We start from the raw sequence: 22,899 nt of genomic DNA on the forward strand, positions 1-22,899 counted from the left end.
TGTTCATCAGACATCCCAGAGATGCGGCCAGAACCGCTGTCAGCTTGGACGACAGCCAGGGCAGAGCCAGTGACGCCGAGAGCGGAGAAACATCCGCTCGCGCTGCTGCACCGAGATGGTGCAGACGATCATCCAGCGCCGTACATAACCCGGAGACAGGTTTCGCAATTCTTTTTTAAACTTCTGGGAAACAACATGATCAAGATGTCCAAGATGCACAAGCGTTTGTGCGCCAAAAGCGCTGCTATGCTGGCACTGTCCGCTGCCTTGCCTATCGGCTCGGCTTACGCTGATGAAGTCGCTGCTGATACGGCCCCTGCCGCCAGCCAGCTGGAAACCGTGACCGTGACGGCGCAGCGCCGCAAGGAAAATATCCGCGACGTGCCCGTCTCCGTGTCGTTGCTGCGCGACGAGAAGCTCGACGTGCTGGTGTCCAGCGGGCAAGACATTCGCGTGCTGGCCGGCAAAGTGCCGAGCCTGAACGTGGAATCGTCGAATGGCCGCACCTTCCCCCGCTTCTACATCCGCGGCTACGGCAATACCGACTTCAACATCTTTGCATCGCAACCTGTTTCCCTGATTTACGACGATGTCGTGCAAGAAAACCCTATCCTCAAGGGCTATCCGATTTTTGACGTGGCTGGCGTGGAAGTGCTGCGCGGCCCGCAAGGCACCTTGTTTGGCCGCAATACGCCTGCCGGCGTGGTCAAGTTCGAATCCGTCAAGCCGAACCTGGACAAGGTCGAGGGTTATTACAACGTCTCCACGGCCACGCATAACACGAGCAATTTCGATGGCGCCGTCAACGTGCCGCTGAGCAAAGAATGGGCCTTGCGCTTCTCGACCCTGCGCCAGCACCGCGACGATTACGTCGACAACACGTTTACGGGCCAGAAAAACGCGCTGGACGGCTACAACGAACACGCGGAACGCGTGCAATTGCTGTACGCACCGAACACCACGTTCAACGCCCTGTTCAATGTGCACCAGCGCAACACGACGGGCAGCGCGCGCGTGTTCTACGCCAACATGATCAAGCAGGGCACGAACGATATCGTCGACGGTTTCGACCCGAACAAGTCGTTCACGAACGCGCCGAATTTCCAGCGCCTGCGCACCAACGGCGCCAGCGCCCGCCTGAGCTGGGACCTGGATGGCGTCAAGCTGTACTCGATCACCGGCTTTGAACAAGTCGGCAATTACGTGTCGCATGGCGACATCGACGGCGGCACGCCGACGGGCCCCGGCTTCATTCCTTTCCAGGTTGAAACGGCTGGCGGCATCACCAGCGTGAAACAATACTCGCAAGAATTCCGCGCCGAATCGAAAAATGCCGGTCCGCTCAACTGGCAGGCAGGCGTGTACTACTTCAACGAAGATGCCAACGGTTTCACCGACAACTTCGATACCGACACGCACGTGCTGACCACGCACCTGGCCAGCCGCCAGAAGAACTCGGCCTGGGCAACGTTCGGTTCCGTCAACTACGCCGTCAACGATGACTTCATGCTGCGCGCCGGCTTGCGCTACACCAAGGACAAGAAGGATTTCAACACGGTAGAGGCGATCAACATCGCGCAAGTCAACCCGACCAGCGCCGATGTGAGCAAAGCCAAGGTCAACTGGGACCTGAGCGGTACCTACAAGTACAACAAGGACGTGAACTTCTACGCCCGTATCGCCACCGGTTTCCGCGCGCCAAGTATCGCGCCAGCCAGCAAGGATGTGCCAGTGACCGTGGCCGACGCGGAAACGATCACCTCGTATGAAGCGGGCATCAAGGCCGACCTGTTCAACCGCCGCGCCCGCGTAGCGTTCAGCGTGTATGACTACCAGGTGAAAAACCAGCAACTGACGGTGGTCGGCGGTACGTCGAACGTGACGCGCCTGATCAATGCTGCCAAGACGAATGGCCGCGGTGCGGAACTGGAACTGGAAGGCTTTGTCACGCCGAGCCTGAAGATGTCGCTGGGCGGCAGCTACAACTTCACGGAAATCAAGGACCCGAGCCTGTCGATCGCCACCTGCGCGCAATCGCGTTGCACCGTGACCGATCCGCTCACCACTGGCAACCGCGCCATCATCGACGGCAATCCATTGCCGCAAGCGCCGAAGTGGACGATCACCGCCACGGGCCGCTATTCGATTCCGATGGAAAACGGCGAATTCTTCGTCTTCACGGACTGGGCTTACCGCAGCAAGATCAACTTCTTCCTGTATGAGGCAACCGAGTTCACCGGCAAGCCGATGGTCGAAGGCGGCTTGCGCGTGGGCTACACCTGGGATGCCGGCAAGTATGAAGTGGCCGCTTTTGGCCGTAACATCACCGACACCCAGCGCATCACGGGCGCCATCGACTTCAACAACCGCACGGGCTTCATCAATGAGCCGCGTCAGTTTGGGGTGCAATTCAAAGGCAACTTCTAATTGCCGGACTTCAGGCGCCGGCCATGTGCTGGCGCCTGCATTGCTACCCGCCCGGTTCGCCGCGGCGGGTTTTTTTATGCCTGTTCGGGCAGGCGCGCCAGCCGCTGCGCCCAGGCGGGAATCGCTTGCCGCCAGAAGTCGTCCACCTTGTCGGCGCGCACGTCGAGACTGAGGAAACGGGCGGCGGGCAATAGCGCCGACGCCAGCAGGTCGGCGGCGCTGGTTCCCGTATCGAAGGCGAGGGCGCCCGTCTGCTTCGACAGTTTCTCGCCGCTGCCGTTGGTGACGACAGGCACGTGCAGAAAGCCGGGATGGGGCAATCCCAGCACATCTTGCAGATACAGCTGGCGCGGCGTGGAATCGAGCAAGTCCGCCCCGCGCACCACGTGCGTGATGCCTTGCTCCCCATCGTCGACCACCACGGCCAGCTGGTAGGCCCAGTAGCCATCGCCGCGCAGCACGATGAAGTCTCCCACCTCGCCAGCCAGGTCTTGCTGCTGGGGACCCGCCCAGCGGTCCGTAAAACCATACACGGCTGGCGGCCCCTGCGGCACGCGCAGCCGCAAGGCCCGCGCCGCCTTGCCCGGCGCCAAGCCATGGCGGCAAGTGCCCGGATACACGGCGGCTCCACCCTTGGGCCCGCCCGCCTGCAGCACCGAATCCTGGATTTCCTTGCGCGAACAGCCGCACGCATACACGAGGCCATCGTCCTGCAACTGTGTCAGCGCCGCCTCGTACAGCGGCAGGCGCCTGCTCTGCCACGTCGCCTCGCCATCCCAGTGCATGCCGCAGCGCTGCAGGCTGGCCAGGATGCCCAGATCGGCACCCTCGACATTGCGGTCATAGTCCAGATCCTCGATGCGCAACAGCCATGTGCCCCGATGCACCTTCGCATCGAGATAGCTGGCCATGGCGGCAACGAGCGAACCCATGTGCAGGGGACCGGAGGGGGAGGGGGCGAAGCGGCCGATGTAGGGGGCGGTGAGGGGAGAACTGTTCATTCGTGCTGGCAAAAGCGGCTGCGGAGGCAGCATGCGCTCGTGGGGTTGGCTACAGGGTGGAACAAGTATCGGGGAGGGCGGCAGGCCTGTCAAATCATGTGCAATGGCAGCTGATGCCAAGTACCTGCCATGTCATCGCGTCTTGCGAGATGCGCGTGGCTGGACCGTGGCGGCGACAGGCGGGCGAGGGGGAGCCGTATCGGGGGGATTGCCGGCAGTTGCTCCACGGTCGCGCTCTGCGCCAGCAGGAAAGCTTCATGCTGGCATCAGGCGCGACCGTGTGTGTTGATGCGTAACAGTGAATTTTAGAAATGGTACTCCGCGCGTATCATCGGCGTCTTTGCCGTCTGGCCCACGTTGCCCGTGGTGGCAGGCGAGTTGCCGAACTTGTTCTTCCAGTACTGGTATTCCAGGCCCACGCGGAAGGTGTTCTTGGGGCTGCCCAGGGCTGCGCCCACGTCGAACATCACCTGCATGTCGATATTCGTTTCCACTGCCGTCTTGCGGCCCACTTCATCGTTGCCTTTTGAATCGATGAGGTTGAAGAAACCTTCGAACGCGAACAGCGGCGACAGGGGGATGCCCCAGGCGCCCGTCAGCATGGCGTGCGTTTTATAGGTGTAGCGGCCCGTGACTTGCGAGATGGGCGGGAAGGCGCCGCTGGGGGCATTGCTTTCGCGCAGCAACAGCAGGCTGGTGTTGAAGAAGCCGGGCACGTCCCACATCAGGGTGGGGCCGGCCACCAGCATGCGCTTGCGCGAGTTGTAGCCGACGTCATTTTTCGTGTTGACGTCGAAGCCCAGGGTGACGCCGACGCCGCGCACGGGGCCGAACTTGATGTCGCTGCCGCGCACCTTGCCGATGTCGATGGTGTTGCGGTAGACGAGATACGCCTCTTGCGCGCCGGACGTTTTGCCGAGCGCGCCAGGGTCCTTGCTGTCGGACATGAGGAAATCGAGGTTGACGAAGTTGCTGCCGTATTTGTAGCCGCTGGCGTGCGTGATGGCAAAGATGTTCTTCTTGATGTCGTCCGGATTGAACGGCTCGCGGTAATCATTGCCGGCGCGCCAGCTCAGCGCGGTATCGCTCCATTCGGCAGCCTGGGCGGTTGCGCCCACGCCCAGGGTGGTGGTGAGGCAGAGCAACAGACACGGTATGGTTTTTGGCACTTTCGGCTCCTGATGGCGGTGTTGAGAAACGGGAACTGGTGATGGCAGGGCGCAGGGGGCTGGCCCACTAGCTCACTAGCGCGCATGAAGCGCTGCGATGGGGCATATTGCGCGCCGTTCAATCCATGATGCGAGAATCGCCGCTCCGGGCGATATGTCTTATCTGCATACTTACTATCAGTTCTTGCATATAATCATCGCACCTTCTCGTCCTTGCGGGGCAAGGCTGCTGCTGTAAAGCTGATAATTTTTTTCAAAATTGTATACAGGTGTTGTTTTTTTGAGGAAATAGAAATGCACGCCGCCGCGCCTGCCCCCCAAGCGCCGCGGATGCCGATACGATAGAGACAGCAGCTTGATTTTTCTTACCGGCCCCGACGCCGGCGACCCCGCAGCGAGGCATGAAAAAAACAATGACGGCACGCCTGGAATTACTCGATATCAGCAAGCGCTATCCGGCCGTGGTGGCCAATGACGGCATCCATCTGACCGTCGCGCCGGGGCAGATCCATGCCGTGCTCGGTGAAAACGGCGCCGGCAAATCGACCTTGATGAAAATTATCTACGGCGCCGTGCAGCCCGATGGCGGCCGCATCGTGTGGAATGGCCGCGAAGTGGAAATCGCCAACCCGTCGGCCGCGCGGGCGCTCGGTATCGCCATGGTGTTCCAGCACTTTTCCCTGTTCGATACCTTGACTGTCACGGAAAACATCGCCCTCGGTTTGCCCGCCGGCACCAACATGGCGGAGCTGGCCCAGCGCATCGAGGCGACGGCGCGCCAGTACGGCCTGGACCTGGAACCGCAGCGCCACGTGCACACGCTTTCCGTGGGCGAATGCCAGCGCGTGGAAATCGTGCGCGCCCTGCTGGCCAAGCCGCAACTGCTGATCCTCGATGAACCGACTTCCGTGCTGACGCCGGGCGCCGTGGAAAAACTGTTTACCACCTTGCGCCAGCTGGCGGCCGAAGGCTGCAGCATCCTGTACATCAGCCACAAGCTCGACGAGATCCGCGCCCTGTGCCACACGTGCACGGTGGTGCGCGCCGGCAAGAATGCGGGCGTGTGCGATCCGTCGCAGGAATCGGCGGCCAGCCTGTCGCGCATGATGATCGGTGCCGAGCCGCCCGCCGTCACGCGCGTGGCGCGCACGCCCGGTGCGGCCATGCTGAGCGTCAAGAATTTGCATTTGCCGAAGAGCCACCCGTTCGCCACCGAGTTGCGCGATATCAGTTTCGACGTGCGCGCGGGGGAGATCGTCGGCATTGCGGGCGTGTCCGGCAATGGCCAGCAGGAATTGCTGGCCGCCCTGTCGGGCGAGGACCTGCGCGCGGCCCCCGCCAGCATCGTGCTGAACGGCACGCCGGCGGGACGCCTGCCGCCGGGCCGGCGCCGGGCCCTCGGTTTCGGTTTCGTGCCGGAGGAAAGGCTGGGGAGGGGCGCCGTGCCCGACATGGCGCTGGCCGACAACGTCCTGCTCAGCTTGCAGACACCCGCCACCATCCGCCATGGCTTCGTGCGCCACAAGGTGATCGCGCAGCGGGCGGCCGCCATCATCGCGCGCTTCCAGGTGAAGGCGGGCGGGCCGCAGGCGCTGGCGCGCAGCCTGTCGGGCGGCAACTTGCAGAAATACATAGTCGGACGCGAAGTCATGCGCGAACCCACGGTGCTGGTGGTGGCGCAGCCCACCTGGGGCGTGGACGTGGGCGCGGCCGCGCAAATCCGCGCCGAATTGCTGGCGCTGCGCGACTCCGGTTGCGCGCTGCTCGTCGTGTCGGAGGAACTCGATGAATTGTTCGACATCAGCGACCGCCTGCTGGTGATGGCGAAGGGAAAAATTTCGCCATCGCTCGACGTGGGCGAGGCCAGCGTGAGCCTGGTGGGACAATGGATGAGCGGGCTATGGCCGCAGGAGGCTGCCCATGGCTAAGTTTGCCTTGCGCCTGGAAGCCCGTCCTGCGCCCTCGCGGCTGATGTCGTGGCTGTCGCCCGTGCTGGCCGTGCTGCTGACCGTGCTGTGCGGCGCGCTGCTGTTTATGGCGCTGGGCCACGATCCGCTGGCGGGCCTGGCCGTGTTCTTCGTGGAACCCTTGCGCGACGCGCATGGCTGGTCCGAGCTGGGCCTCAAGGTGGCGCCGCTGCTGCTGATCGCCGTGGGCCTGGCCATCTGTTTTCGCGCCAACATCTATAACATCGGCGCGGAAGGGCAACTGACCCTGGGCGCCATCTGCGGCGGCGCGGCGGCCCTGTACCTCGATGATGGCGTGGGCGGCGCGGCCATCATCGGCGTGTCCCTGCTGGCCGGCATGGCGGGCGGCATGGCGTGGGCGGGCCTCGTGGCGTGGCTGCGCGACCGCTACAACGCCAGCGAAATCCTCGTCTCGCTGATGCTCGTCTACATCGCCCAGTTGCTGCTCAGCTATCTCGTGTATGGCGTGCTGCGCGATCCGGAAGGCTTCAATTTCCCCCAGTCGAAACTGCTGTCTGACGGCTTGCTGCTGCCCATGGTTGTCAGCGATACGCGCTTGCATGTGGGCATCGTGTTTGCCTTGCTGGCCTCCTTGGGCGGCTGGCTGTATCTGTCGCGCAGCATTGCGGGATTCCGCCTGCGCGTGGGCGGCATGGCGCCGGCCGCCGCCCGCTATGCAGGGTTCTCCTCGCGCAAGACCCTGTGGTCGTCCTTGCTGATCTGCGGCGCCCTGTCCGGCCTGGCGGGCGCCTGCGAAGTGCTGGGACCGATGGGGCAGCTGACGCCCACGGTCTCGCCCGGCTACGGCTTTGCCGCCATCATCGTCGCCTTCGTGGGGCGGCTGCATCCCGTGGGCGTGATTTTTTCCAGCTTCGTCATGGCCCTGTTTTACATCGGCGGCGAACTGGCGCAATCGCGCCTCGGCTTGCCCAGCGCGATCACGGGCGTGTTCCAGGGCATCTTGCTGTTTGCCTTGCTCGCCTGCGATGTGCTGATCCAATACAAACTGCGCTGGAGAAAACATGGATAACCTGGCCCTGACGATTGCACCGCTGGTCGCCGCCAGCATCAATGCGGGCACACCGCTGATGCTGGCCGCGCTGGGACTGCTCGTCAATGAAAAGGCGGGCGTGGTCAACCTGGGCGCGGAAGGCATGATGCTGGTCTCCGCCATCACGGGCTTTGCCGTGGCCGTCAACACGGGCAGCCCCACCCTGGGCTTTTTCGCGGGGGCAGGGGCCAGCATGGTGCTGTCGGGCTTTTTTGCCTGGCTGACCGTATGGCTGGGCACGAACCAGTACGCGACGGGCCTGGCCTTGTCCTTGTTCGGCGCGGGCGCGTCCACGTATATCGGCCTGAACTATGTGGGCAACAGCTTGCAGAATGGCCGCTACGGCATCCCCTTGCTGGAAGACATCCCCGTGCTGGGACCGGCCCTGTTCCGCCAGCATCCGATGGTGTATTTATCCTTGCTGCTGTGCGTGGCCATCGCCTGGTTTTTGTACCGCTCGCGGGCGGGTCTGGTGCTGCGCGCCGTGGGCGAGTCGCCCGCGTCCGCGCATGCGCTGGGCTACCCCGTGCGCCGCATCCGCCTGGCGGCCGTGCTGTTCGGCGGCGCCTGCTGCGGCTTGGCCGGCGCCTTCTTGTCGCTCGTCTATACGCCGCTGTGGGTCGAGGGCATGGTGGCGGGACGGGGCTGGATCGCGCTGGCGCTGACCACGTTTGCCACCTGGCGCCCCGCGCGCGTGGTGGGTGGCGCCTACCTGTTTGGCGGCATCACGATCTTGACTTTCCACGCGCAGGCGCTGGGTGTGCCCGTCGCGTCGCAGCTGCTGTCGATGCTGCCGTATGTGGCGGCCATCGTCGTGCTCGTGCTCATTTCCAGCAATGCCAATTACATCAAGCTCAACATGCCCGCTTCGTTGGGGAAAAATTTCAATCCGGGAAATTAATCACTCACCACAAGGAAAACCATGTCCAAGAAATTACTGTGCGCCGCTGCCTGCGGTGCCGCGCTGATGTCCGCCATGCCCGCCATGGCCGCCATGGCCGCCGCGCCCGCCACCGCGCCGCTGAATGTCGGTTTTGTTTACATCAGTCCCATCGGCGACGCGGGCTGGACTACCCAGCATGATCTGGCCCGCAAGGAAATGGAAAAGGCGCTGGGCAGCAAGATCACCACCAAGTATGTGGAAAACGTGCCGGAAAGCGCCGATGCGGAGCGCGTGATCCGCGACTTGGCGCAAACGGGCAGCAAGCTGGTCATCACGACTTCGTTCGGCTACATGAATCCCACCTTGAAAGTGGCGAAGCAATTTCCTAATGTGAAGTTCATCCACCTGACCGGCTACAAGACGGCGCCCAACGTGGCCAATACCAACGCCCGTTTCTACGAAGGCCGCTACCTGGCCGGCGTGTTGGCAGGCAAGATGAGCAAGACCCATGTGGCCGGCTACGTGGCGGCGTTCCCGATTCCGGAAGTGTTGCAGGGAGTGAACGCCTTCACGCGCGGCATGCGCAGCGTGGACCCCAAGGCGGAAGTGAAAGTGGTGTGGGTCAATAGCTGGTTCGACCCGGGCAAGGAACGCGACGCGGCCATCACTCTGATCGGCCAGGGCGCCGACGTGGTCACCCACCACACGGACTCGACCGCCGTGGTGCAGGCGGCGGAAGAGAAGGGCAAGTATGCGATTGCCTACCATTCGGACATGAAAAAGTACGGGCCGAAGGCGCAGCTGGCCGCCGTCACCCACCATTGGGGCGACTACTATACGAAACAGGCCCAAGCCGTGCTGGACGGTACGTGGAAGTCCAGCAGCACCTGGGGCGGCATCAAGGATGGCATGGTCAAGCTGGAAGGCATCAACGCTGCCGTGCCCGCCGATGTGAAACAGTTTGTATTGGCGCGCGAGAAAGACTTGGTTGCTGGAAAACTCAATCCTTTCAGCGCGCCCATCAAGGATAACGACGGCAAAGTGCGCCTGGACAAAGGCGTGCTGGACGATGCAGCGCTGACGAAGATGGATTATTTTGTCGAAGGCGTGGCAGGAAAAGTTTCCGGAAAGTAATAGGTTTGAGTATAAACTTGCTGTAATATTGCCGGAAACGGGAGCCGGGCCGGGAGCGCATTCCGGCCCATCCACACAGCAGAGCCTGAACAGGCCCGTACCGGAGATTGACCCATGGATAGACTGGAAGTATTCAAGATTATCGCGCTGCAAGCGAGCAAGGGCGAGCTGACGTTCCCCGCCAACGTCAAGGCCACCTTGAAGCTGCAGGAAGCGCTGGACGACCCCGATTGCCATATCGAAGCGGCCGCCCGCATGGTCATGGCCGAGCCGCTGCTGTCGGCGCGGGTCGTGGCATTGGCCAACTCGGCCGCCTACAACCGTTCCGGCAATGAAATCGCCAATGTGCGCGCAGCCGTCTCGCGCCTGGGCTTTGCCACGTTGAAGTCGATGGTGGCGTCCGTCATCGTGCGCCAGCTGGGCAGCCAGATCACGGACCCGCAATTGCGCGCCAAGGCGGCCAAGCTGTGGGAACACACGGCCCACGTGGCTGCGCTGAGCCAGGTGATCGCCCGCAAAGTCACGCACGTGGACGTGGAAACGGCCATGTTCGCCGCCATCGTGCACGAAGTGGGCGGCTTCTATCTGCTGTCGCGCGCCGAGGAATATCCGGGCTTGCTGGACGATAATACGGAAGACTGGATCGAATACGGCGAAAAGCTGATCGGCCGCGGCGTGCTGCGCCAGCTGCAAGTGCCGGACATGGTCTTGCAGGCCGTGGAAGGCATGTGGCATGGCGGCAGCCCGTTCCCGCCCCGCACCCTGGGCGCGACCCTGGTGCTGGCCAACGATCTGTCGCCCGTCGGCTCGCCCCTGCATCCGCCGGAAAGCGCCGCGCGTCGCCAGGCGGCCGCGAAGATCGACTTCGGCATCGGCGGCAGCACCCTGCACACCATCCTCGAGGAATCGGCCGAGGAAATCGAATCGCTGGCGGCCGCCTTGCTGGTCTGACGCAGCGTCCATCGCCCATCCCCGCCCTTGCCGCGGGGATTTTTTTCGTCCGCATTTTGACGTGCTTGCCCCATGGCATACAATCGCCGGCCCGGCTATCCGCCGGACCGCTTTCCTCCTCTTATCAAAAGGATCTTATGCAGAAGCTGTTTTCTTCCCTGGCCTTCACGGCGCTCGCTTCCAGCCTGGCGCTGGCGTTTTCTGCGCACGCCGCCGCGCCTGCCGCGCACGGCTTGCCCATCGTGCAGGAAGCGCCGCTGCGCGCCCACCTGGCCTTCCTGTCGAACGATTTATTGGAAGGCCGCGGCACGGGCCAGCGGGGCGCCGACCTGACGGTGGCTTACCTGGAAACGCAGGCGCAGATGGCCGGACTGAAACCCGTGCGCGGCAACAGCTACCGCCAGAGCGTGCAAATTGCCGGCGTGAAGTCCTTGCCGCAAGACAGCAGCCTGCAAGCCGTGGCGGGCGGCAAGGCCGTGCCGCTGGCATTCGGCCCGGACTGGGTGTGGGCCACGGGCGACTCCGTGGCCGCGCACACGTTCGACGCGCCCCTCGTGTTCGTCGGCTATGGCATCACGGCGCCGGAAGAGGGCTGGAACGATTTCAAGGGTGCCGATGTCAAAAACAAGATCGTCGTCATGATGGTCAACGACCCGCAGCCGACCGCGCTTGAACCGAACCGCTTTGCTGGCAAGGCGCTGACCTATTACGGCCGCTGGACGTATAAATTCGAGGAAGCCAAGCGCCAGGGTGCCGCTGGCGTATTGCTGATCCACACGAAACCATCGGCATCGTACGACTGGAGCGTGGTGCAGAACAGCTGGAGCGGCAGCGAGCGCTTCCAGCTGGCGGACCGCACGGCCGGCACGCCGTTGCAAGGCTGGATCGCGGAAGACGCGGCACGCCGCCTGTTTGCGGCCGGTGGACAGGACCTGGACGCCTTGCGCGCGCAGGCGGAAAGCAAGGATTTCAAGGCTGTCGCATTGAATGCCAGCTTGATCGGCGAAATGAAATCCGCCGTGCGCAAGGTGGAACAGTTTAATATCGCCGGCATGGTGCCGGGCACCGATCCGACACTCAAGGATGAAGCCGTCATCTACAGCGGCCACTGGGACCATCTGGGCAAGCAGGGAGACAGCGGAGATACGATCTACAACGGCGCCGTCGACAATGCGTCGGGCACGGCCGGCTTGCTGGCCATGGCGCAGGAAGCCGTGAAAAAGCCGGCCAAGCGCACGCAGATTTTCCTGTGGGTGGCGGCCGAAGAACAGGGTTTATTGGGCAGCGCCGCCTACGCGGCCGATCCGCTGTGGCCCTTGAACAAGACGGCTGCCGCCCTGAACCTGGATAGCCTGAACTTTGTGGGCGCCACGCATGACATCGGCGCGCAAGGCAGCGAGCGCACGGACCTGGGCGCCATGGCGGCCACGGTGGCGAAAGCCATGGGCATGCATATCGCGCAAGCGCGTCCCGACCTGGCGGGCGGCTACTTCCGCAGCGATCATTTCAGCTTTGCCAAGGCAGGCGTGCCCGCGTTTTCCATCAATGGGGGACGCGAGTACATCAAGGACGTGGAAGCGTCGAAAGCCAAGGCGGCCGCCTACGGTCCCCGCTACCATCAGGTCACCGACGAGTACGATGCCAGCTGGGATTTGTCCGGCATGACGCAGCAGGCGCAATTCACGCTGAACCTGGGGCAGGCCGTGGCCAACGCCGCGAAAATGCCGGCCTGGAAGGCGGGCGACGCATTCGGCAAGGCGCGCGAACAGGCGCAGTAAAAACGTAAAAAAACCGCTCGATGGAGCGGTTTTTTTTGCCTCTTATGCCCGTTCCAGCCGGCGCTGCGTGTGGCGGTACCTGCTCCACACCAGCAGCAGCAACAGCGGCATGGCGCCGCCGACCATGCACAGGGCGGGCCAGCCGCCGGCCGCAAAACTGGCGCTGGCCAGGGCCGAGCCTGCCGAGGCGCCGATGAAGCCGCCCGCGATGAACACGGTCGTCACGCGCGCCCGCGCGTGCGGCGCCAGCTTATAGATGATGGACTGGTGCGTCACTTGCAGGCCCATCACGCCCATGTCCAGCAGCACGATACCGATCAGCAATAACACCAGCGAATGGGCGCCAAAGCCGATCAGGGCCCAGCCCGCGATCGAGGCGACGGCCAGCAGCCAGGTGGCTTGGCGCGCATAGCCGCGGTCGGCCATGCGGCCTGCCGTATTCGCGGCAAAGGCACCCGTGGCGCCCGCCAGGCCGAACAGGCCGATCTGCATTTCCGAATAGTGATACGGCGCGCCGCTGAGCAGGAAGGTCAGGCCCGTCCAGAACACGCTGAAGGTACCCAGGCCCAGGCCCGAGAACAGCGCGCGCTGGCGCAGCAGCGGTTCCTGGCGGATGATGTCGGCCAGCGAGGCCATCAGCTTGCCGTAGTGCAGCGTGCCGCGTGGCGCTTCATTGGGCAGGATGCGGCGCAGCATGACGAGCAGGGCCGCGACGACGATGGCGGCCAGCACGTAGACGGTGCGCCAGCCGCCGCTGATCTGCGACACGGTGCCGGACACGGTACGCGCCAGCAAGATGCCCAGCAACAGTCCCGTCATGACGGTACCCACCATGCGGCCCCGGCTGTGGTCGGGCGCATACGAGGCCACCATGGCGGTGACCACCATCAGGGCGCTGGACGTGATGCCCATCAGGACGCTGGCGATGGCAAAGACGATGATGTTCTGGCTGGTGGCGGCGAGCAGCAGGGCAGCGATCTTGGCGATCAGCATCCACGTCAGCAGCTTGCGGCGGTTCAGCACGTCGCTGAGCGGCACGAGGAAGACGATGCCCAGCACATAGCCGATTTGCGTGGCCGTGACCAGGTAGCCGGCTTGCGGCACGCTGACGCCGAACGACGCGGCCAGCATGGAGGTGAGCGGCTGCACGTAGTAGAGGCTGGCGACGAGCACGCCGGCGGACAGGGCGAACAACAGGATGCGGGTGGAGCTCAGCAGGGTGCTGGCATCGACGGAAGAGCTTGCAGATTTCATGCGGTACAGCTTTCTTGGAATAATGCTTTTGGATGAGCATGATAGCGGGGCTGCACATTTCCTGCCGGGCAGGGCTGATTTTGCGGCAGGGGGTAGACAAGACTGCAGACAAAACGGCGGGCAAAAAAATCCCGGCGATCGTTGCCGACGGCCGGGGAAAGGGTATATGGGGATATACCGGGGGAGGAAGAAAAGGGTCTGTTACTGTTGCTGCGCCAGCTCCGCATGCACCTGCGCCGTGATTTCATACGAGCGCAGCCGGTGCTGGTGTTCGAAGATCTGCGAGGTGATCATCAGCTCGTCGGCGCCCGTTTCGGCGATGAAGGCGGCCATCTTCGCCTTCACCGTGTCCGGCGCGCCGATGGCCGTGCAGGACAGGACGGAATCGAGCATGGCGCGTTCCTGCGGACCCAGCTGTTCCAGGTAGCCGGGCACGGGCGGCTGCAAGCGCGACGGGCGGCCCGTGCGCAGATTGACGAACGCCTGCTGCATCGACGTGGCGCGCAGATGCGCTTCGGCATCCGTGTCGGCGGCAAACACGTTAAAGCCCAGCATCACGTATGGCTTGGCCAACTGCTTCGACGGCTTGAAATGCTCGCGGTAATAGGCCACGGCCTGCATCATCATCTGCGGCGCGAAGTGCGAAGCGAACGCATAAGGCAAGCCCAGGTGGGCGGCCAGCTGGGCGCCGAACAGGCTCGACCCCAGTATCCACACGGGCACTTTCGCGCCCTTGCCAGGCACGGCCAGCACGCGCTGGCGCGGCTCGTCGGACATGTAATCGATCAATTCCAGCACGTCTTGCGGAAACTGTTCCGCGTCCGACTGCAGGTCGCGGCGCAACGCGCGCGCCGTCGTCTGGTCGGAGCCGGGCGCGCGGCCCAGGCCCAGGTCGATGCGGCCCGGGTGCAGCGCTTCCAGGGTGCCGAACTGTTCCGCGATGACCAGCGGCGAGTGGTTGGGCAGCATGACGCCGCCTGCACCCACGCGGATGGTTTTCGTGCCGGCCGCCACATGGGCGATGACGACGGCCGTGGCGGCGCTGGCGATGCCGGGCATGCCGTGGTGTTCGGCCAGCCAGTAGCGGTTGTAGCCCCAGCGTTCGCCGTGCTGCGCCAGGTCGAGCGTATTCTTGAACGACTGGCTGGCGTTGCTGCCTTCGGCGATGGGCGCCAGGTCGAGTATGGAAAATGGAATCATGGTAGCGATATCGGGACGTGGTGGAAAATCACAATGGACGATTTGTCTATCCCCTGACGCTGGCAGGGTCACCCATGACAGCGCGGCGGGGAAGACAGGCTGCGCACATGATAATGCGAATCGGGAATTTGCGTACTGATCGGTAAAAAACTCGTATCGATTGGAAATCGGTGCGGGCGGTGCTAGAGTGGGCCTCCCCACTTTATCCGCCCCGCCATGTTCAAGAAACCTGTTTTGCTGTCCCTGATCGGCTTGCTGCTGCAACCCTCCGTTCACGCCGCGCCCGTCAGCCTGCAGGCGCAGGACACGGCCCGTTACGCGCTGGTCACCTATCCCGAACCGCTGATCGCCAGCCTGGCGAAGATGATCAGCTACAACACGGTGGCCGACCCGGCCGTACCGTTTTCCGACAATCCCCAGCACACGGGTTTCAAGCGCTACCTGGCGGCCGAGGCGCAGCGCCTGGGTTTCGATTTCCACGACCATGGCCACGTGGTGATCATCGGCATGGGCAAGGGCAGCGAGCGCGTGGGCGTGATCACGCACGGCGACGTGCAGCCCGTCAATCCCGCCAAGTGGGCCCGTTCGCCGTTCGAACTGGACCGCAGCAGCGAACCGGGCAAGTTGCTGGGGCGTGGCACGGAAGACGACAAGGGACCGATAGCCACGGCCCTGTACGCGATGAAAGCCATCCAGGACAAACAGGTAGCGCTGAGCAAGCGCATCGAGCTGTACGTCTACATGGCCGAGGAATCGGACTGGGAACCGCTGAAACAATTCCTCCAGACCCACACGCCGCCGCAAGTCAACATCACCATCGATGCGGAATACCCGGTGGTGACGGCCGAGAAGGGCTATGGCTCCATCAAGCTGACCTTGCCGCCGCGCACGGCCTTGCCGGCCGCCGGCGGTCCCGTGCTGGCGAAGCTGACGGGCGGCTTTTTCGGCAGCCAGATACCGGAAGACGCGACGGCCGTCATCGAACGCGCGCCGGCAGCGCTGGAAGCGGCCATCCGCGCCCGTGCGCAGGCGCAACAGGGCATGCGCTACAGCTACGCGCGCGCTGGCGATACCTTGACGGTAACGGCGCTGGGCGTGTCGGCCCACTCGTCGAAGCCGGAAGACGGCGTCAACGCCATCAGCATGCTGGCCGATGCGCTGGCCGTGCAGCCATGGCAGGGCACGCAGGCGGCCGACATGTTGTCGTTCCTGAATGAACTGGTGGGCACGGGCATCTACGGCGAGCGCTTCGGCCAGATCGCCTACCGCGACGGCTTCATGGGGCCGATGACGGTGGCGCCCACCGTGCTCAGGCAACAGGGCGGCGAGCTGGAACTGAACATCAACCTGCGCCGCCCGCAAGGCAAGGCAGCCGACGTGCTGCGCCAGCAGGTGACGGCCGCCTTCGATGGCTGGAAGGCGCGGCGCCAGGTGCCGGCCGCGCTGCAGGTGCAGATCGGCGAGCCGTGGCTGCAGACGGCGGCGCCGCAGATTCCCACCCTGCTGTCCGTCTTCGAACACTACACGGGCATGGCGAATCCGCAGCCCGTTGCCATCGGCGGCGGCACCAATTCGCGGCTGTTCCCGAACGCCGTCAGCTTCGGCCCCGCCATGCCGCACACCGTGTACACGGGGCATTCGGAGCACGAGTTCATCACGGAAAAGCAGCTGCTGCTGAACTTGCAGATGTACACGGCCGTCCTCATCGAACTGGCGAAATAGCCGCTTGAAAAAATAGAAGGAAGTCATAGACTGCAAGCCTGGGACTAGTCCGGGCGCCGAACTTTTTTCGTGTGTACCTGTCATATGTCTCCATGGATGGGAGGGCAGTTATGCATAGCAAGCAAGGAGCCTGGCAGGCAGCCTGCGGGCTGGAGACATGCGCGTGTCCGGTGCGCGGCAGGGAGCGGCCATGAACTGGCCGCTGGAACTGGAAGTGGCGCACAAGCTGGCGCAGATGCGGGGCTGGCTGGAAGACCAGCGTGCCGGCGCCGTGCGTTTGCGCGGCGTGGACTGGTTTGCGTGGGCCACGGCGGGCGCGTCGAACAGCCATAGCCATACGGCCGAGTGCGGCTGTGCGGAAGTGCTGGTGACGCGCGGCGCCGCCTACATCCTGACGGACGAAGCGGAAGCCATGCGCATGCGCGAGGAAGAAGTGCGTGGACCGTGGACGTGGCAAGTGTCGCCCTGGATGCAGCCGCAGCTGTATGAGCTGCGCGAGCATTTCGTGCAGCATGCGGCCGGCGGCGCGCCCGTGCTGTCCGACCGGCCCGGCTTGCACGAACGCAGCCTGCCCGTGGCCCTGCGCGAAGAGCGGCTGGTGCTGCTGGAATCGGAACAACTGCGTTACCGGCAGGTGGGGCAACTGGCTGCCGGCGCGGCGGCGGATGCGCTGCGCCAGGCCCGCCCCGACTGGAGCGAGCAGGAACTGGCTGCCGCCTGCGTGCGTGCGCTGTGGCTGCGGGGCTTGCAGGCCGTGCACGTGCTGGTCAGCGGCGAGGACCGCCAGCACCGTTACCGGCGCGCACCGCCTGCCCAGGTACTGCTGGGCACGCAAGCCGTGCTGGCCCTGTGCGCGCGGCGTTTCGGCCTGTGCGCCAGCCTCAGCCGGCAACGGCGCTTCGGTCCCGCGCAGCGCCGCGCCGACGGCGGGGCGGTGGCCATGGACGATGCCGATGCCGCCATGCTGGCGCTGGAAGCGGTGGCGCTCGACGCCTGCGAAACGGGCCATGCGCTGAGCATGGTGTATCACGCGCTCGACAGCGCCTACGCGTATGCGGGCCAGCCCGACACGGTGCGCACCAGCCGGCAAGGCGGCATCCATGGCTACCTGGCGCCCGAAGTGGCGGCCGGCGCACACACGGAAATCCTCCTCAAGCGGGGCATGGCGCTGGCCTTCCATCCCAGCTTGCCCGGCAGTACGGTGGAAGACACGTTTCTGCTCGACGGCAACCAATTGCACAACCTGACGCACGACCCGGCCTGGCCCTCGGCCGTGGTGCAGGGACGCCGCCGGCCGCTGACCCTGGCGCTGGCCTGAGCGGGCCAGGTGCGGCAGCGAGACAGAGGCCGGGACCGGAACCGGGACAGCGGCCGGCCGGCTTTGGCCAGTCGCGCTTGGGCCGGTCTCAATAGCGCTGCATCACGCCTTTTTGCACGCTGACCCGGTCGCCGATCTGGAAGGCCGGTTGGCTGTTCTGCATGAAGGTGCGCGTCGTGCCGTCGTCCAGGCGCAAGGTGACGCGGTAGAGCATATTGCCCGCCGCACCCGAAGTGCTGCCGGCCGTGCCCGATGTGCCTGACTGCATGTCGGCACTGCCTTGATCCATGCTGTGCGGCACGGTTTCTATCGATTGTACCGTGGCCGAGCTGATGTTCATGCTCGATGGGCTCATGTCATTGCGCGTGTCATTGCGCATGTCGCTGCTCGTGCTGCTGCTCATGGCGTTGCCGGTGTCGGTGGCCGTGCTGGTGGTGCGGCTGGCCATACTGCTTTGCGGCGTCGTGCCGGCCGGTGCGGCATAGGTTTCGCCGCTATTGCTGCGTGCCAGATTGGTATTGTCGTTGGCGTGGCAGGCCGCCAGCAAGATACAGCTCAGGCCGGCCAGCAGCAGGGTTTTTTTCGATCTCATCTTGGTCTCCTCATGGTCGAACACTCAGGATCGGCATCCACGGTGATGCGGATGGCAGCGATTGCTGCATGTAAGAGCATGGCGGGGCAGGGATGTTCGGCAGCTGTCATTGCCCATTGAGCTAGATCAATGGGTTAATTGCCGTGCTTGGTATAAAGATGCTGGCAATCATTCGTTCGTGCTCCAGCACGTTTCCTCACTGCTGAATCGGGAGAAAAAATGTCATCTGGTCCTACCGCAAAACTGATCGATGAGTTGGTGCTGGCCGTGGGCGGCACTGCGCACGATGCCCGCGCGCGCCATGTCCTGGCCCAGGCCTTGCATGGCCTGGTGCGGCTGGCGCGCTCGGAACAGTTGCTGGACATGCAGCGCGATGCGGCGCGCGCCGTGGGCGCCGGCAGCCGGCGCGAGACGCGTGCCCTGATGCGGCGCCTGGGCACAGGCAGCACGCGCGGCCAGCGGCAGTTGCGGCTGGAATGGCAGGACAGCGAAGCGGACCGCGCCTGACGGCTTGCCAGGCCCCGGTTCAGGCTTCGGGCAGCGGCGCGTTCTTGCCGAGGGCGGCAGCGACCATTTTCGGCCAGAGGAAATACAGGGGCAGACAGACTGCCGTCGCGGCCGTGACATCGACCACCCAGTCGCTGACAGCGCCATGGCGGTAGGGCAGGAAACTCTGGATGAATTCGTCCAGCGCGCCCATGGCCGCCACCATCAGCACCGACAGCAGTGCCCGGCGTGCCATGCCGCCGCTCGTGCCGCTGAACAGGATCAGGGCCAGCACGCCATAACCGAAGGAATGCAGCACGCCGCCCGAGGCATATTGGCCCACGTCTGCGCGCATGCCGGGAATATCGCCGATCACAATGACCAGTATGTACAGCACCACTGCCGTCCGGTAACGCAGGCGTTCGTAACGTTCGGCAAAACAGAGTTCGGGCAATGGTACAGGCATGATGCGTGAGGGCTGGTGGAAAGGCAGTCACAATATCATGCGCGTGGCAAGACGCCATGTTTTTGCACAAGAGCTTGCCGTACAGGCAAAAAAAAGGCCCGCGGGGGCGCGGGCCAAAAACCCAAATGAAATGGGTCAAGAGTTGAGAGTTGCCTGGTACTCACCACGTCGCGCGCCTTGCCGGCGCGCGCCATGGTCATGAAAGGGGAGTGGTGTGCCATGGCGGCACACCTGTCTGTAGTCAGGCATATCGGTTGCCTGTACAGCAGATGAAGCAAGTATAGGGGGCGAACATGACGGGCCTATGACACGCCGCAACATTTTTTCGCGATCGACATATTTAATCGGGGAAGTTGCACGTCATGGCAAGAATGACTATGTTTCACGCGTGACAGCAAAAAAAAGCCCGCTGGTGAAAGCGGGCTTAAAACTATTTTCTTGGAGGAGAATAGTGGAGACAGGTGCATTATGCTGCGTCGCACGATATGTGTCTAATGGTCTTTTCAGATATCCATTATTGGTTTTTGATATAACTGCCTTGAGCTGCCCTCATTCCTTCACGGCCACCGTGTAGTTGAGTGCCATGCGTCCGCCATCGACATAGATGGTCTGGCCCGTCATGTAGGTGGCGTCGTCGCTGGCGAGGAAGGCGGCGATGCCGGCCACTTCCTCCGGTTCGCCGCAGCGGCCCAGCGGCGTGCGCGACAAGATCGTGTGGCGCGCCTGCGGGCTGGACAATACCGCCTGCTTGGCCAGTTCCGTCAGGATGGTGCCCGGCCCGATGCCGTTCACGCGCACGCCGTGCGGCGCCAGGTTCAGGGCCATGACCTTGGTCAGCTGGTTGATGGCACCCTTCGACACCACATACGGCACCTGGTTCGGGATCGCCAGTTCCGCGTTGACGCTGGACATGTTGATGATGCAGCCGCTGCTGCGCTTGACCATTTCGCGCGCCACGGCCTGGCCGCACAGGAACATCGATTTCAGGTTGATGCGCATGACGCGGTCGAAATCGTCTTCGCACACGTCGAGGAAATCGGCCGCGTGCGTGACGCCCGCATTGTTGACGAGGATATCGATGTGGCCGAACTGGGCCAGGGTTTCCTTCAGCATGGCGTCCACGTCCGCCTTCTGGCTGACGTCGGCGCAAAAGAAATGCGCCTGCGGGCCGAGGGCGGCGGCGGCCTGCGCGCCTTCTTCCTTGATGTCGACCAGCATCACCTGCGCCCCTTCGGCGATCAGGCGGGTGGCGCAGGCCAGGCCGATGCCTTGCGTGGCGCCCGTGACGATGGCGGTTTTATTGATCAGTTTCATGTGTTCTCCTGGGCGGGTGGGGCGCGCTGCCATTGTGCGCGGCAATGGCAGATTTTAATCCCTGGACAGGAATCAGAGGAGGATGGGTTCGTTCGGCAACTGGTTGCCGCGCGTACCGTTGGCGGGGAAGTGGCTTTGCAGCAGGGTATTGAGCTGCTTCAAGGCATCGAGCGTGCTGTCGTGGTAATTGCCGTCCTTGAAGCCGCCCGTCATGGTGCGGCACACGGCTTGCCACTGCTCCGGCGTGACGCGCCGGCCCACGTTGCGGTCGGCTACGATATCGACCTGATGTTCGGCCAGGTTGATGTAGATCAGTATGCCAACGTTGTCTTCCGTATCCCACACGCCATACTGGGCGAACAGTTCGCGCGCGCGCTCGCGGTTGCTCACGCCTTGGTAAGCCATGCCCGGCGTCAGGGCCGCCTCGACGATCAGGCGCACTTCCGCCTGGTGCATCGCTTCACCGTCGGCAATGGCCGTCTCGATGGCTTTCAGGGTGCGTTCCGGAAAGGCCTGGCGCGCCGTCGCGGGCGTGCCCCGCAAGTGCTTCAGGGCCCGTCCGCAGCGTTGTCCGAATGTCAGTTGTTTCGTCATTACCAATCTCCCGAGGCGCCGCCGCCGTCAAAACCGCCGCCGCCGCCACCGAAACCACCGCCGCCTCCGCCACCGCCAAAACCACCGCCGCCGCCGAAGCCGCCGCCACTGCGGTTGTTCAGCGCCTGGTTCAGGATGCTGCCCAGCACGACACCGGTGGCGCCGCTGGACCAGTTGCTGCCGCGCTGCAGCCGCGTAGGCCCGCCGCGCGAACGGAACAGGGTCAGTACGACGAGAAAACCGAAGAACAGCAAGGGCAGCCAGAAGGTCATGCCGCCCGCTTCCACGGTGGCCGGCGCTTTCTGCTGGGCCGGGGCGGGGAATTGCTCCTGGTTCAGCAGGGTGGCAATCGCTCCCACGCCGGCTACCAGGCCGCCATAGAAATCGTTTTGCTTGAAATGGGGGGCGATCACGTCCTGCAGGATGCGTTTCGATTGCGCATCCGTCAGCACGCCTTGCACGCCGCGGCCCGCCTCGATGCGCAGGCGGCGCAGGGACGAGGGATTGTCCTTCGCCACCATCAGCAGCACGCCGTCATCGACGCCCTTGCGGCCCAGCTTCCACGCATCCGTCACGCGGATGCTGTATTGCTCGATGGCTTCCGGTTCCGTGCTCTTGACCAGCAGCACGGCGATCTGGCTGCCCGTCTTGGCTTCGTAATCGGCCAGTACGCCTTCCAGCGCCGCTTTCTGCTTGGCATCGAGCATGTCGGCGTTATCCGTCACGCGGGCCGCCAGCGGCGGCACGGGCTGCAAGCCCTGCGCGCCGGACGGTGGCGTCGTCCACAGCAGCAGCGCCGTCGCCAGCGCCGCCAGATAAGACCAGGCTTTCATCTTATTTGCCGAAGTTGACGGTTGGCGCGGTCGAGATGGCTTTTTCGTTTTCCACCGTGAACGATGGCTTGACCTTGTAGCCGAAGATCATGGCCGTCAGGTTGTTCGGGAAGCTGCGCGCATGCACGTTGTAATCCTGCACGGCCGTGATGTAACGCTGGCGCGCCACGGTGATGCGGTTTTCCGTGCCTTCCAGCTGCGACTGCAAGTCGCGGAAGCTGGTATCGGCCTTCAAGTCCGGATATTTCTCGGACACCACCATCAGGCGCGACAGGGCGGACGACAGCTGCCCCTGCACCTGCTGGAATTTTTCAAAGGCGGCCGGGTCGTTCAGCACTTCGGGCGTGATCTGGAAACTGGTGGCGGCAGCGCGCGCCTTGGTCACCGCTTCCAGGGTTTCGCGCTCATGCGTGGCGTAGCCCTTGACGGTGTTCACCAGATTGGGAATCAGGTCGGCGCGGCGCTGGTACTGGTTGACCACTTCGCCCCAGGCAGCCTTGGTTGCCTCGTCCTTGCTCTGGAAGTCGTTGTAGCCGCAGCCCGTCAGGATGCCGGCCAGGACGGTGACGCTCAGCGCCAGGCGCAGCCATTTGGTGAATTGATTGGTGATTTGCATGATGGGTTCCGTGCAGAGTAAGGGAGGTGAGGCAAATATACCTGAAACGGCTCGCAATGTCGGTTTAATAAGCGCCGGCCGCGGCGCCTGGCCGCGTTGCGACGCCGTGGCAAGCCTGCGCCGCGTTACAATACGGGGTTTGC

The 22,899-nt window shown here is 63.8% G+C and carries 20 protein-coding genes; 10 read left to right on the forward strand and 10 right to left on the reverse strand.

The features are described 5' to 3' along the window. The first annotated feature begins 195 nt into the window (after nt 1-195). A complete protein-coding gene (locus tag VPH41_RS24390; RefSeq protein WP_328571797.1) occupies nt 196-2,427 on the forward strand; it encodes a TonB-dependent receptor in 2,232 nt (743 codons plus the stop codon). Nucleotides 2,428-2,501: 74 nt separating this feature from the next. Here the strand turns inward: VPH41_RS24390 and gluQRS are convergent, their stop codons facing one another. Next, nucleotides 2,502-3,428, reverse strand: a complete 927-nt coding sequence (gluQRS, locus tag VPH41_RS24395) for a tRNA glutamyl-Q(34) synthetase GluQRS (protein WP_328571798.1) — start codon at nt 3,426-3,428, stop codon at nt 2,502-2,504. A gap of 305 nt (nt 3,429-3,733) precedes the next feature. Next, a complete protein-coding gene (locus VPH41_RS24400) occupies nt 3,734-4,546 on the reverse strand; it encodes an outer envelope protein (RefSeq protein WP_328571922.1) in 813 nt (270 codons plus the stop codon). A gap of 452 nt (nt 4,547-4,998) precedes the next feature. Here VPH41_RS24400 and VPH41_RS24405 point away from each other — a divergent pair, with 452 nt between their 5' ends. The 6 genes from VPH41_RS24405 to VPH41_RS24430 all read left to right on the forward strand — a co-directional run bounded on the left by VPH41_RS24405 (nt 4,999) and on the right by VPH41_RS24430 (nt 12,361). Next, on the forward strand, nt 4,999-6,525 hold the full coding sequence (locus VPH41_RS24405) for an ABC transporter ATP-binding protein (protein ID WP_442906315.1): 1,527 nt from the start codon (nt 4,999-5,001) through the stop codon (nt 6,523-6,525). Beyond that, nucleotides 6,518-7,594, forward strand: a complete 1,077-nt coding sequence (locus VPH41_RS24410; protein ID WP_328571799.1) for an ABC transporter permease — start codon at nt 6,518-6,520, stop codon at nt 7,592-7,594. Before VPH41_RS24405 ends, VPH41_RS24410 begins: the two co-directional genes overlap by 8 nt. Then, a complete protein-coding gene (locus tag VPH41_RS24415; RefSeq protein WP_328571800.1) occupies nt 7,587-8,516 on the forward strand; it encodes an ABC transporter permease in 930 nt (309 codons plus the stop codon). Before VPH41_RS24410 ends, VPH41_RS24415 begins: the two co-directional genes overlap by 8 nt. A gap of 21 nt (nt 8,517-8,537) precedes the next feature. Next, entirely contained in the window at nt 8,538-9,632 is a 1,095-nt protein-coding gene (locus tag VPH41_RS24420; RefSeq protein ID WP_442906316.1) for a BMP family ABC transporter substrate-binding protein, read from the forward strand. 114 nt (nt 9,633-9,746) lie between these two features. After that, nucleotides 9,747-10,583, forward strand: a complete 837-nt coding sequence (locus VPH41_RS24425; protein ID WP_099379493.1) for an HDOD domain-containing protein — start codon at nt 9,747-9,749, stop codon at nt 10,581-10,583. A gap of 137 nt (nt 10,584-10,720) precedes the next feature. Beyond that, entirely contained in the window at nt 10,721-12,361 is a 1,641-nt protein-coding gene (locus VPH41_RS24430; RefSeq protein ID WP_328571801.1) for a M28 family peptidase, read from the forward strand. A 42-nt stretch (nt 12,362-12,403) separates the two neighbouring features. Here VPH41_RS24430 and VPH41_RS24435 read toward each other — a convergent pair whose 3' ends face one another. Both VPH41_RS24435 and VPH41_RS24440 read right to left on the reverse strand, forming a co-directional pair. Then, nucleotides 12,404-13,615 carry an MFS transporter gene (locus VPH41_RS24435; protein ID WP_328571802.1) on the reverse strand — a complete coding sequence of 404 codons (1,212 nt, stop codon included), beginning with the start codon at nt 13,613-13,615 and terminating at the stop codon, nt 12,404-12,406. Nucleotides 13,616-13,816: 201 nt separating this feature from the next. Beyond that, nucleotides 13,817-14,815: an LLM class flavin-dependent oxidoreductase gene (locus VPH41_RS24440; RefSeq protein ID WP_328571803.1), complete on the reverse strand. Its 999-nt coding sequence runs from the start codon at nt 14,813-14,815 to the stop codon at nt 13,817-13,819. Nucleotides 14,816-15,049: 234 nt separating this feature from the next. Between VPH41_RS24440 and VPH41_RS24445 the strand changes: the two genes are divergently transcribed. Next, complete coding sequence (locus VPH41_RS24445; RefSeq protein WP_328571804.1) at nt 15,050-16,537, forward strand: dipeptidase; 1,488 nt, start codon at nt 15,050-15,052, stop codon at nt 16,535-16,537. Between the two features lie 190 nt (nt 16,538-16,727). Continuing rightward, nucleotides 16,728-17,855, forward strand: a complete 1,128-nt coding sequence (locus VPH41_RS24450; RefSeq protein ID WP_152283567.1) for a M24 family metallopeptidase — start codon at nt 16,728-16,730, stop codon at nt 17,853-17,855. A gap of 88 nt (nt 17,856-17,943) precedes the next feature. Here the strand turns inward: VPH41_RS24450 and VPH41_RS24455 are convergent, their stop codons facing one another. Beyond that, nucleotides 17,944-18,447: a hypothetical protein gene (locus tag VPH41_RS24455; protein ID WP_328571805.1), complete on the reverse strand. Its 504-nt coding sequence runs from the start codon at nt 18,445-18,447 to the stop codon at nt 17,944-17,946. A gap of 219 nt (nt 18,448-18,666) precedes the next feature. On the opposite strand from VPH41_RS24455, the gene VPH41_RS24460 reads away from it, so the two are divergent. Continuing rightward, a complete protein-coding gene (locus VPH41_RS24460; protein WP_152257265.1) occupies nt 18,667-18,954 on the forward strand; it encodes a hypothetical protein in 288 nt (95 codons plus the stop codon). 19 nt (nt 18,955-18,973) lie between these two features. On the opposite strand, the gene VPH41_RS24465 is transcribed toward VPH41_RS24460, so the two are convergent. The 5 genes from VPH41_RS24465 to VPH41_RS24485 all read right to left on the reverse strand — a co-directional run bounded on the left by VPH41_RS24465 (nt 18,974) and on the right by VPH41_RS24485 (nt 22,756). Beyond that, a complete protein-coding gene (locus VPH41_RS24465; protein ID WP_328571806.1) occupies nt 18,974-19,399 on the reverse strand; it encodes a VanZ family protein in 426 nt (141 codons plus the stop codon). A gap of 549 nt (nt 19,400-19,948) precedes the next feature. Beyond that, entirely contained in the window at nt 19,949-20,713 is a 765-nt protein-coding gene (locus VPH41_RS24470) for an SDR family NAD(P)-dependent oxidoreductase (protein WP_152283569.1), read from the reverse strand. 72 nt (nt 20,714-20,785) lie between these two features. Beyond that, nucleotides 20,786-21,307 carry a TPM domain-containing protein gene (locus VPH41_RS24475; RefSeq protein ID WP_152257263.1) on the reverse strand — a complete coding sequence of 174 codons (522 nt, stop codon included), beginning with the start codon at nt 21,305-21,307 and terminating at the stop codon, nt 20,786-20,788. Then, nucleotides 21,307-22,140, reverse strand: a complete 834-nt coding sequence (locus tag VPH41_RS24480) for a TPM domain-containing protein (protein WP_328571807.1) — start codon at nt 22,138-22,140, stop codon at nt 21,307-21,309. Before VPH41_RS24480 ends, VPH41_RS24475 begins: the two co-directional genes overlap by 1 nt. 1 nt (nt 22,141) lies before the next feature. After that, nucleotides 22,142-22,756 (reverse strand): LemA family protein, encoded by a 615-nt coding sequence (locus VPH41_RS24485; RefSeq protein WP_152257261.1) that lies wholly within the window; start codon nt 22,754-22,756, stop codon nt 22,142-22,144. Between the last annotated feature and the right edge of the window lie 143 nt (nt 22,757-22,899).

The organism is Janthinobacterium sp. P210006, assembly GCF_036231885.1.
Lineage (GTDB): Bacteria > Pseudomonadota > Gammaproteobacteria > Burkholderiales > Burkholderiaceae_D > Janthinobacterium > Janthinobacterium violaceinigrum.

Bases quoted from the DNA above. Each gene is read 5' to 3' on its own strand.
- VPH41_RS24390 (WP_328571797.1), top strand. From the start codon at position 196: ATGATCAAGATGTCCAAGATGCACAAGCGTTTGTGCGCCAAAAGCGCT.
- gluQRS (WP_328571798.1), bottom strand. From the start codon at position 3,428: ATGAACAGTTCTCCCCTCACCGCCCCCTACATCGGCCGCTTCGCCCCC.
- VPH41_RS24405 (WP_442906315.1), top strand. From the start codon at position 4,999: ATGAAAAAAACAATGACGGCACGCCTGGAATTACTCGATATCAGCAAG.
- VPH41_RS24410 (WP_328571799.1), top strand. From the start codon at position 6,518: ATGGCTAAGTTTGCCTTGCGCCTGGAAGCCCGTCCTGCGCCCTCGCGG.
- VPH41_RS24415 (WP_328571800.1), top strand. From the start codon at position 7,587: ATGGATAACCTGGCCCTGACGATTGCACCGCTGGTCGCCGCCAGCATC.
- VPH41_RS24420 (WP_442906316.1), top strand. From the start codon at position 8,538: ATGTCCAAGAAATTACTGTGCGCCGCTGCCTGCGGTGCCGCGCTGATG.
- VPH41_RS24425 (WP_099379493.1), top strand. From the start codon at position 9,747: ATGGATAGACTGGAAGTATTCAAGATTATCGCGCTGCAAGCGAGCAAG.
- VPH41_RS24430 (WP_328571801.1), top strand. From the start codon at position 10,721: ATGCAGAAGCTGTTTTCTTCCCTGGCCTTCACGGCGCTCGCTTCCAGC.
- VPH41_RS24435 (WP_328571802.1), bottom strand. From the start codon at position 13,615: ATGAAATCTGCAAGCTCTTCCGTCGATGCCAGCACCCTGCTGAGCTCC.
- VPH41_RS24440 (WP_328571803.1), bottom strand. From the start codon at position 14,815: ATGATTCCATTTTCCATACTCGACCTGGCGCCCATCGCCGAAGGCAGC.
- VPH41_RS24450 (WP_152283567.1), top strand. From the start codon at position 16,728: ATGAACTGGCCGCTGGAACTGGAAGTGGCGCACAAGCTGGCGCAGATG.
- VPH41_RS24455 (WP_328571805.1), bottom strand. From the start codon at position 18,447: ATGAGATCGAAAAAAACCCTGCTGCTGGCCGGCCTGAGCTGTATCTTG.
- VPH41_RS24460 (WP_152257265.1), top strand. From the start codon at position 18,667: ATGTCATCTGGTCCTACCGCAAAACTGATCGATGAGTTGGTGCTGGCC.
- VPH41_RS24465 (WP_328571806.1), bottom strand. From the start codon at position 19,399: ATGCCTGTACCATTGCCCGAACTCTGTTTTGCCGAACGTTACGAACGC.
- VPH41_RS24470 (WP_152283569.1), bottom strand. From the start codon at position 20,713: ATGAAACTGATCAATAAAACCGCCATCGTCACGGGCGCCACGCAAGGC.
- VPH41_RS24475 (WP_152257263.1), bottom strand. From the start codon at position 21,307: ATGACGAAACAACTGACATTCGGACAACGCTGCGGACGGGCCCTGAAG.
- VPH41_RS24480 (WP_328571807.1), bottom strand. From the start codon at position 22,140: ATGAAAGCCTGGTCTTATCTGGCGGCGCTGGCGACGGCGCTGCTGCTG.
- VPH41_RS24485 (WP_152257261.1), bottom strand. From the start codon at position 22,756: ATGCAAATCACCAATCAATTCACCAAATGGCTGCGCCTGGCGCTGAGC.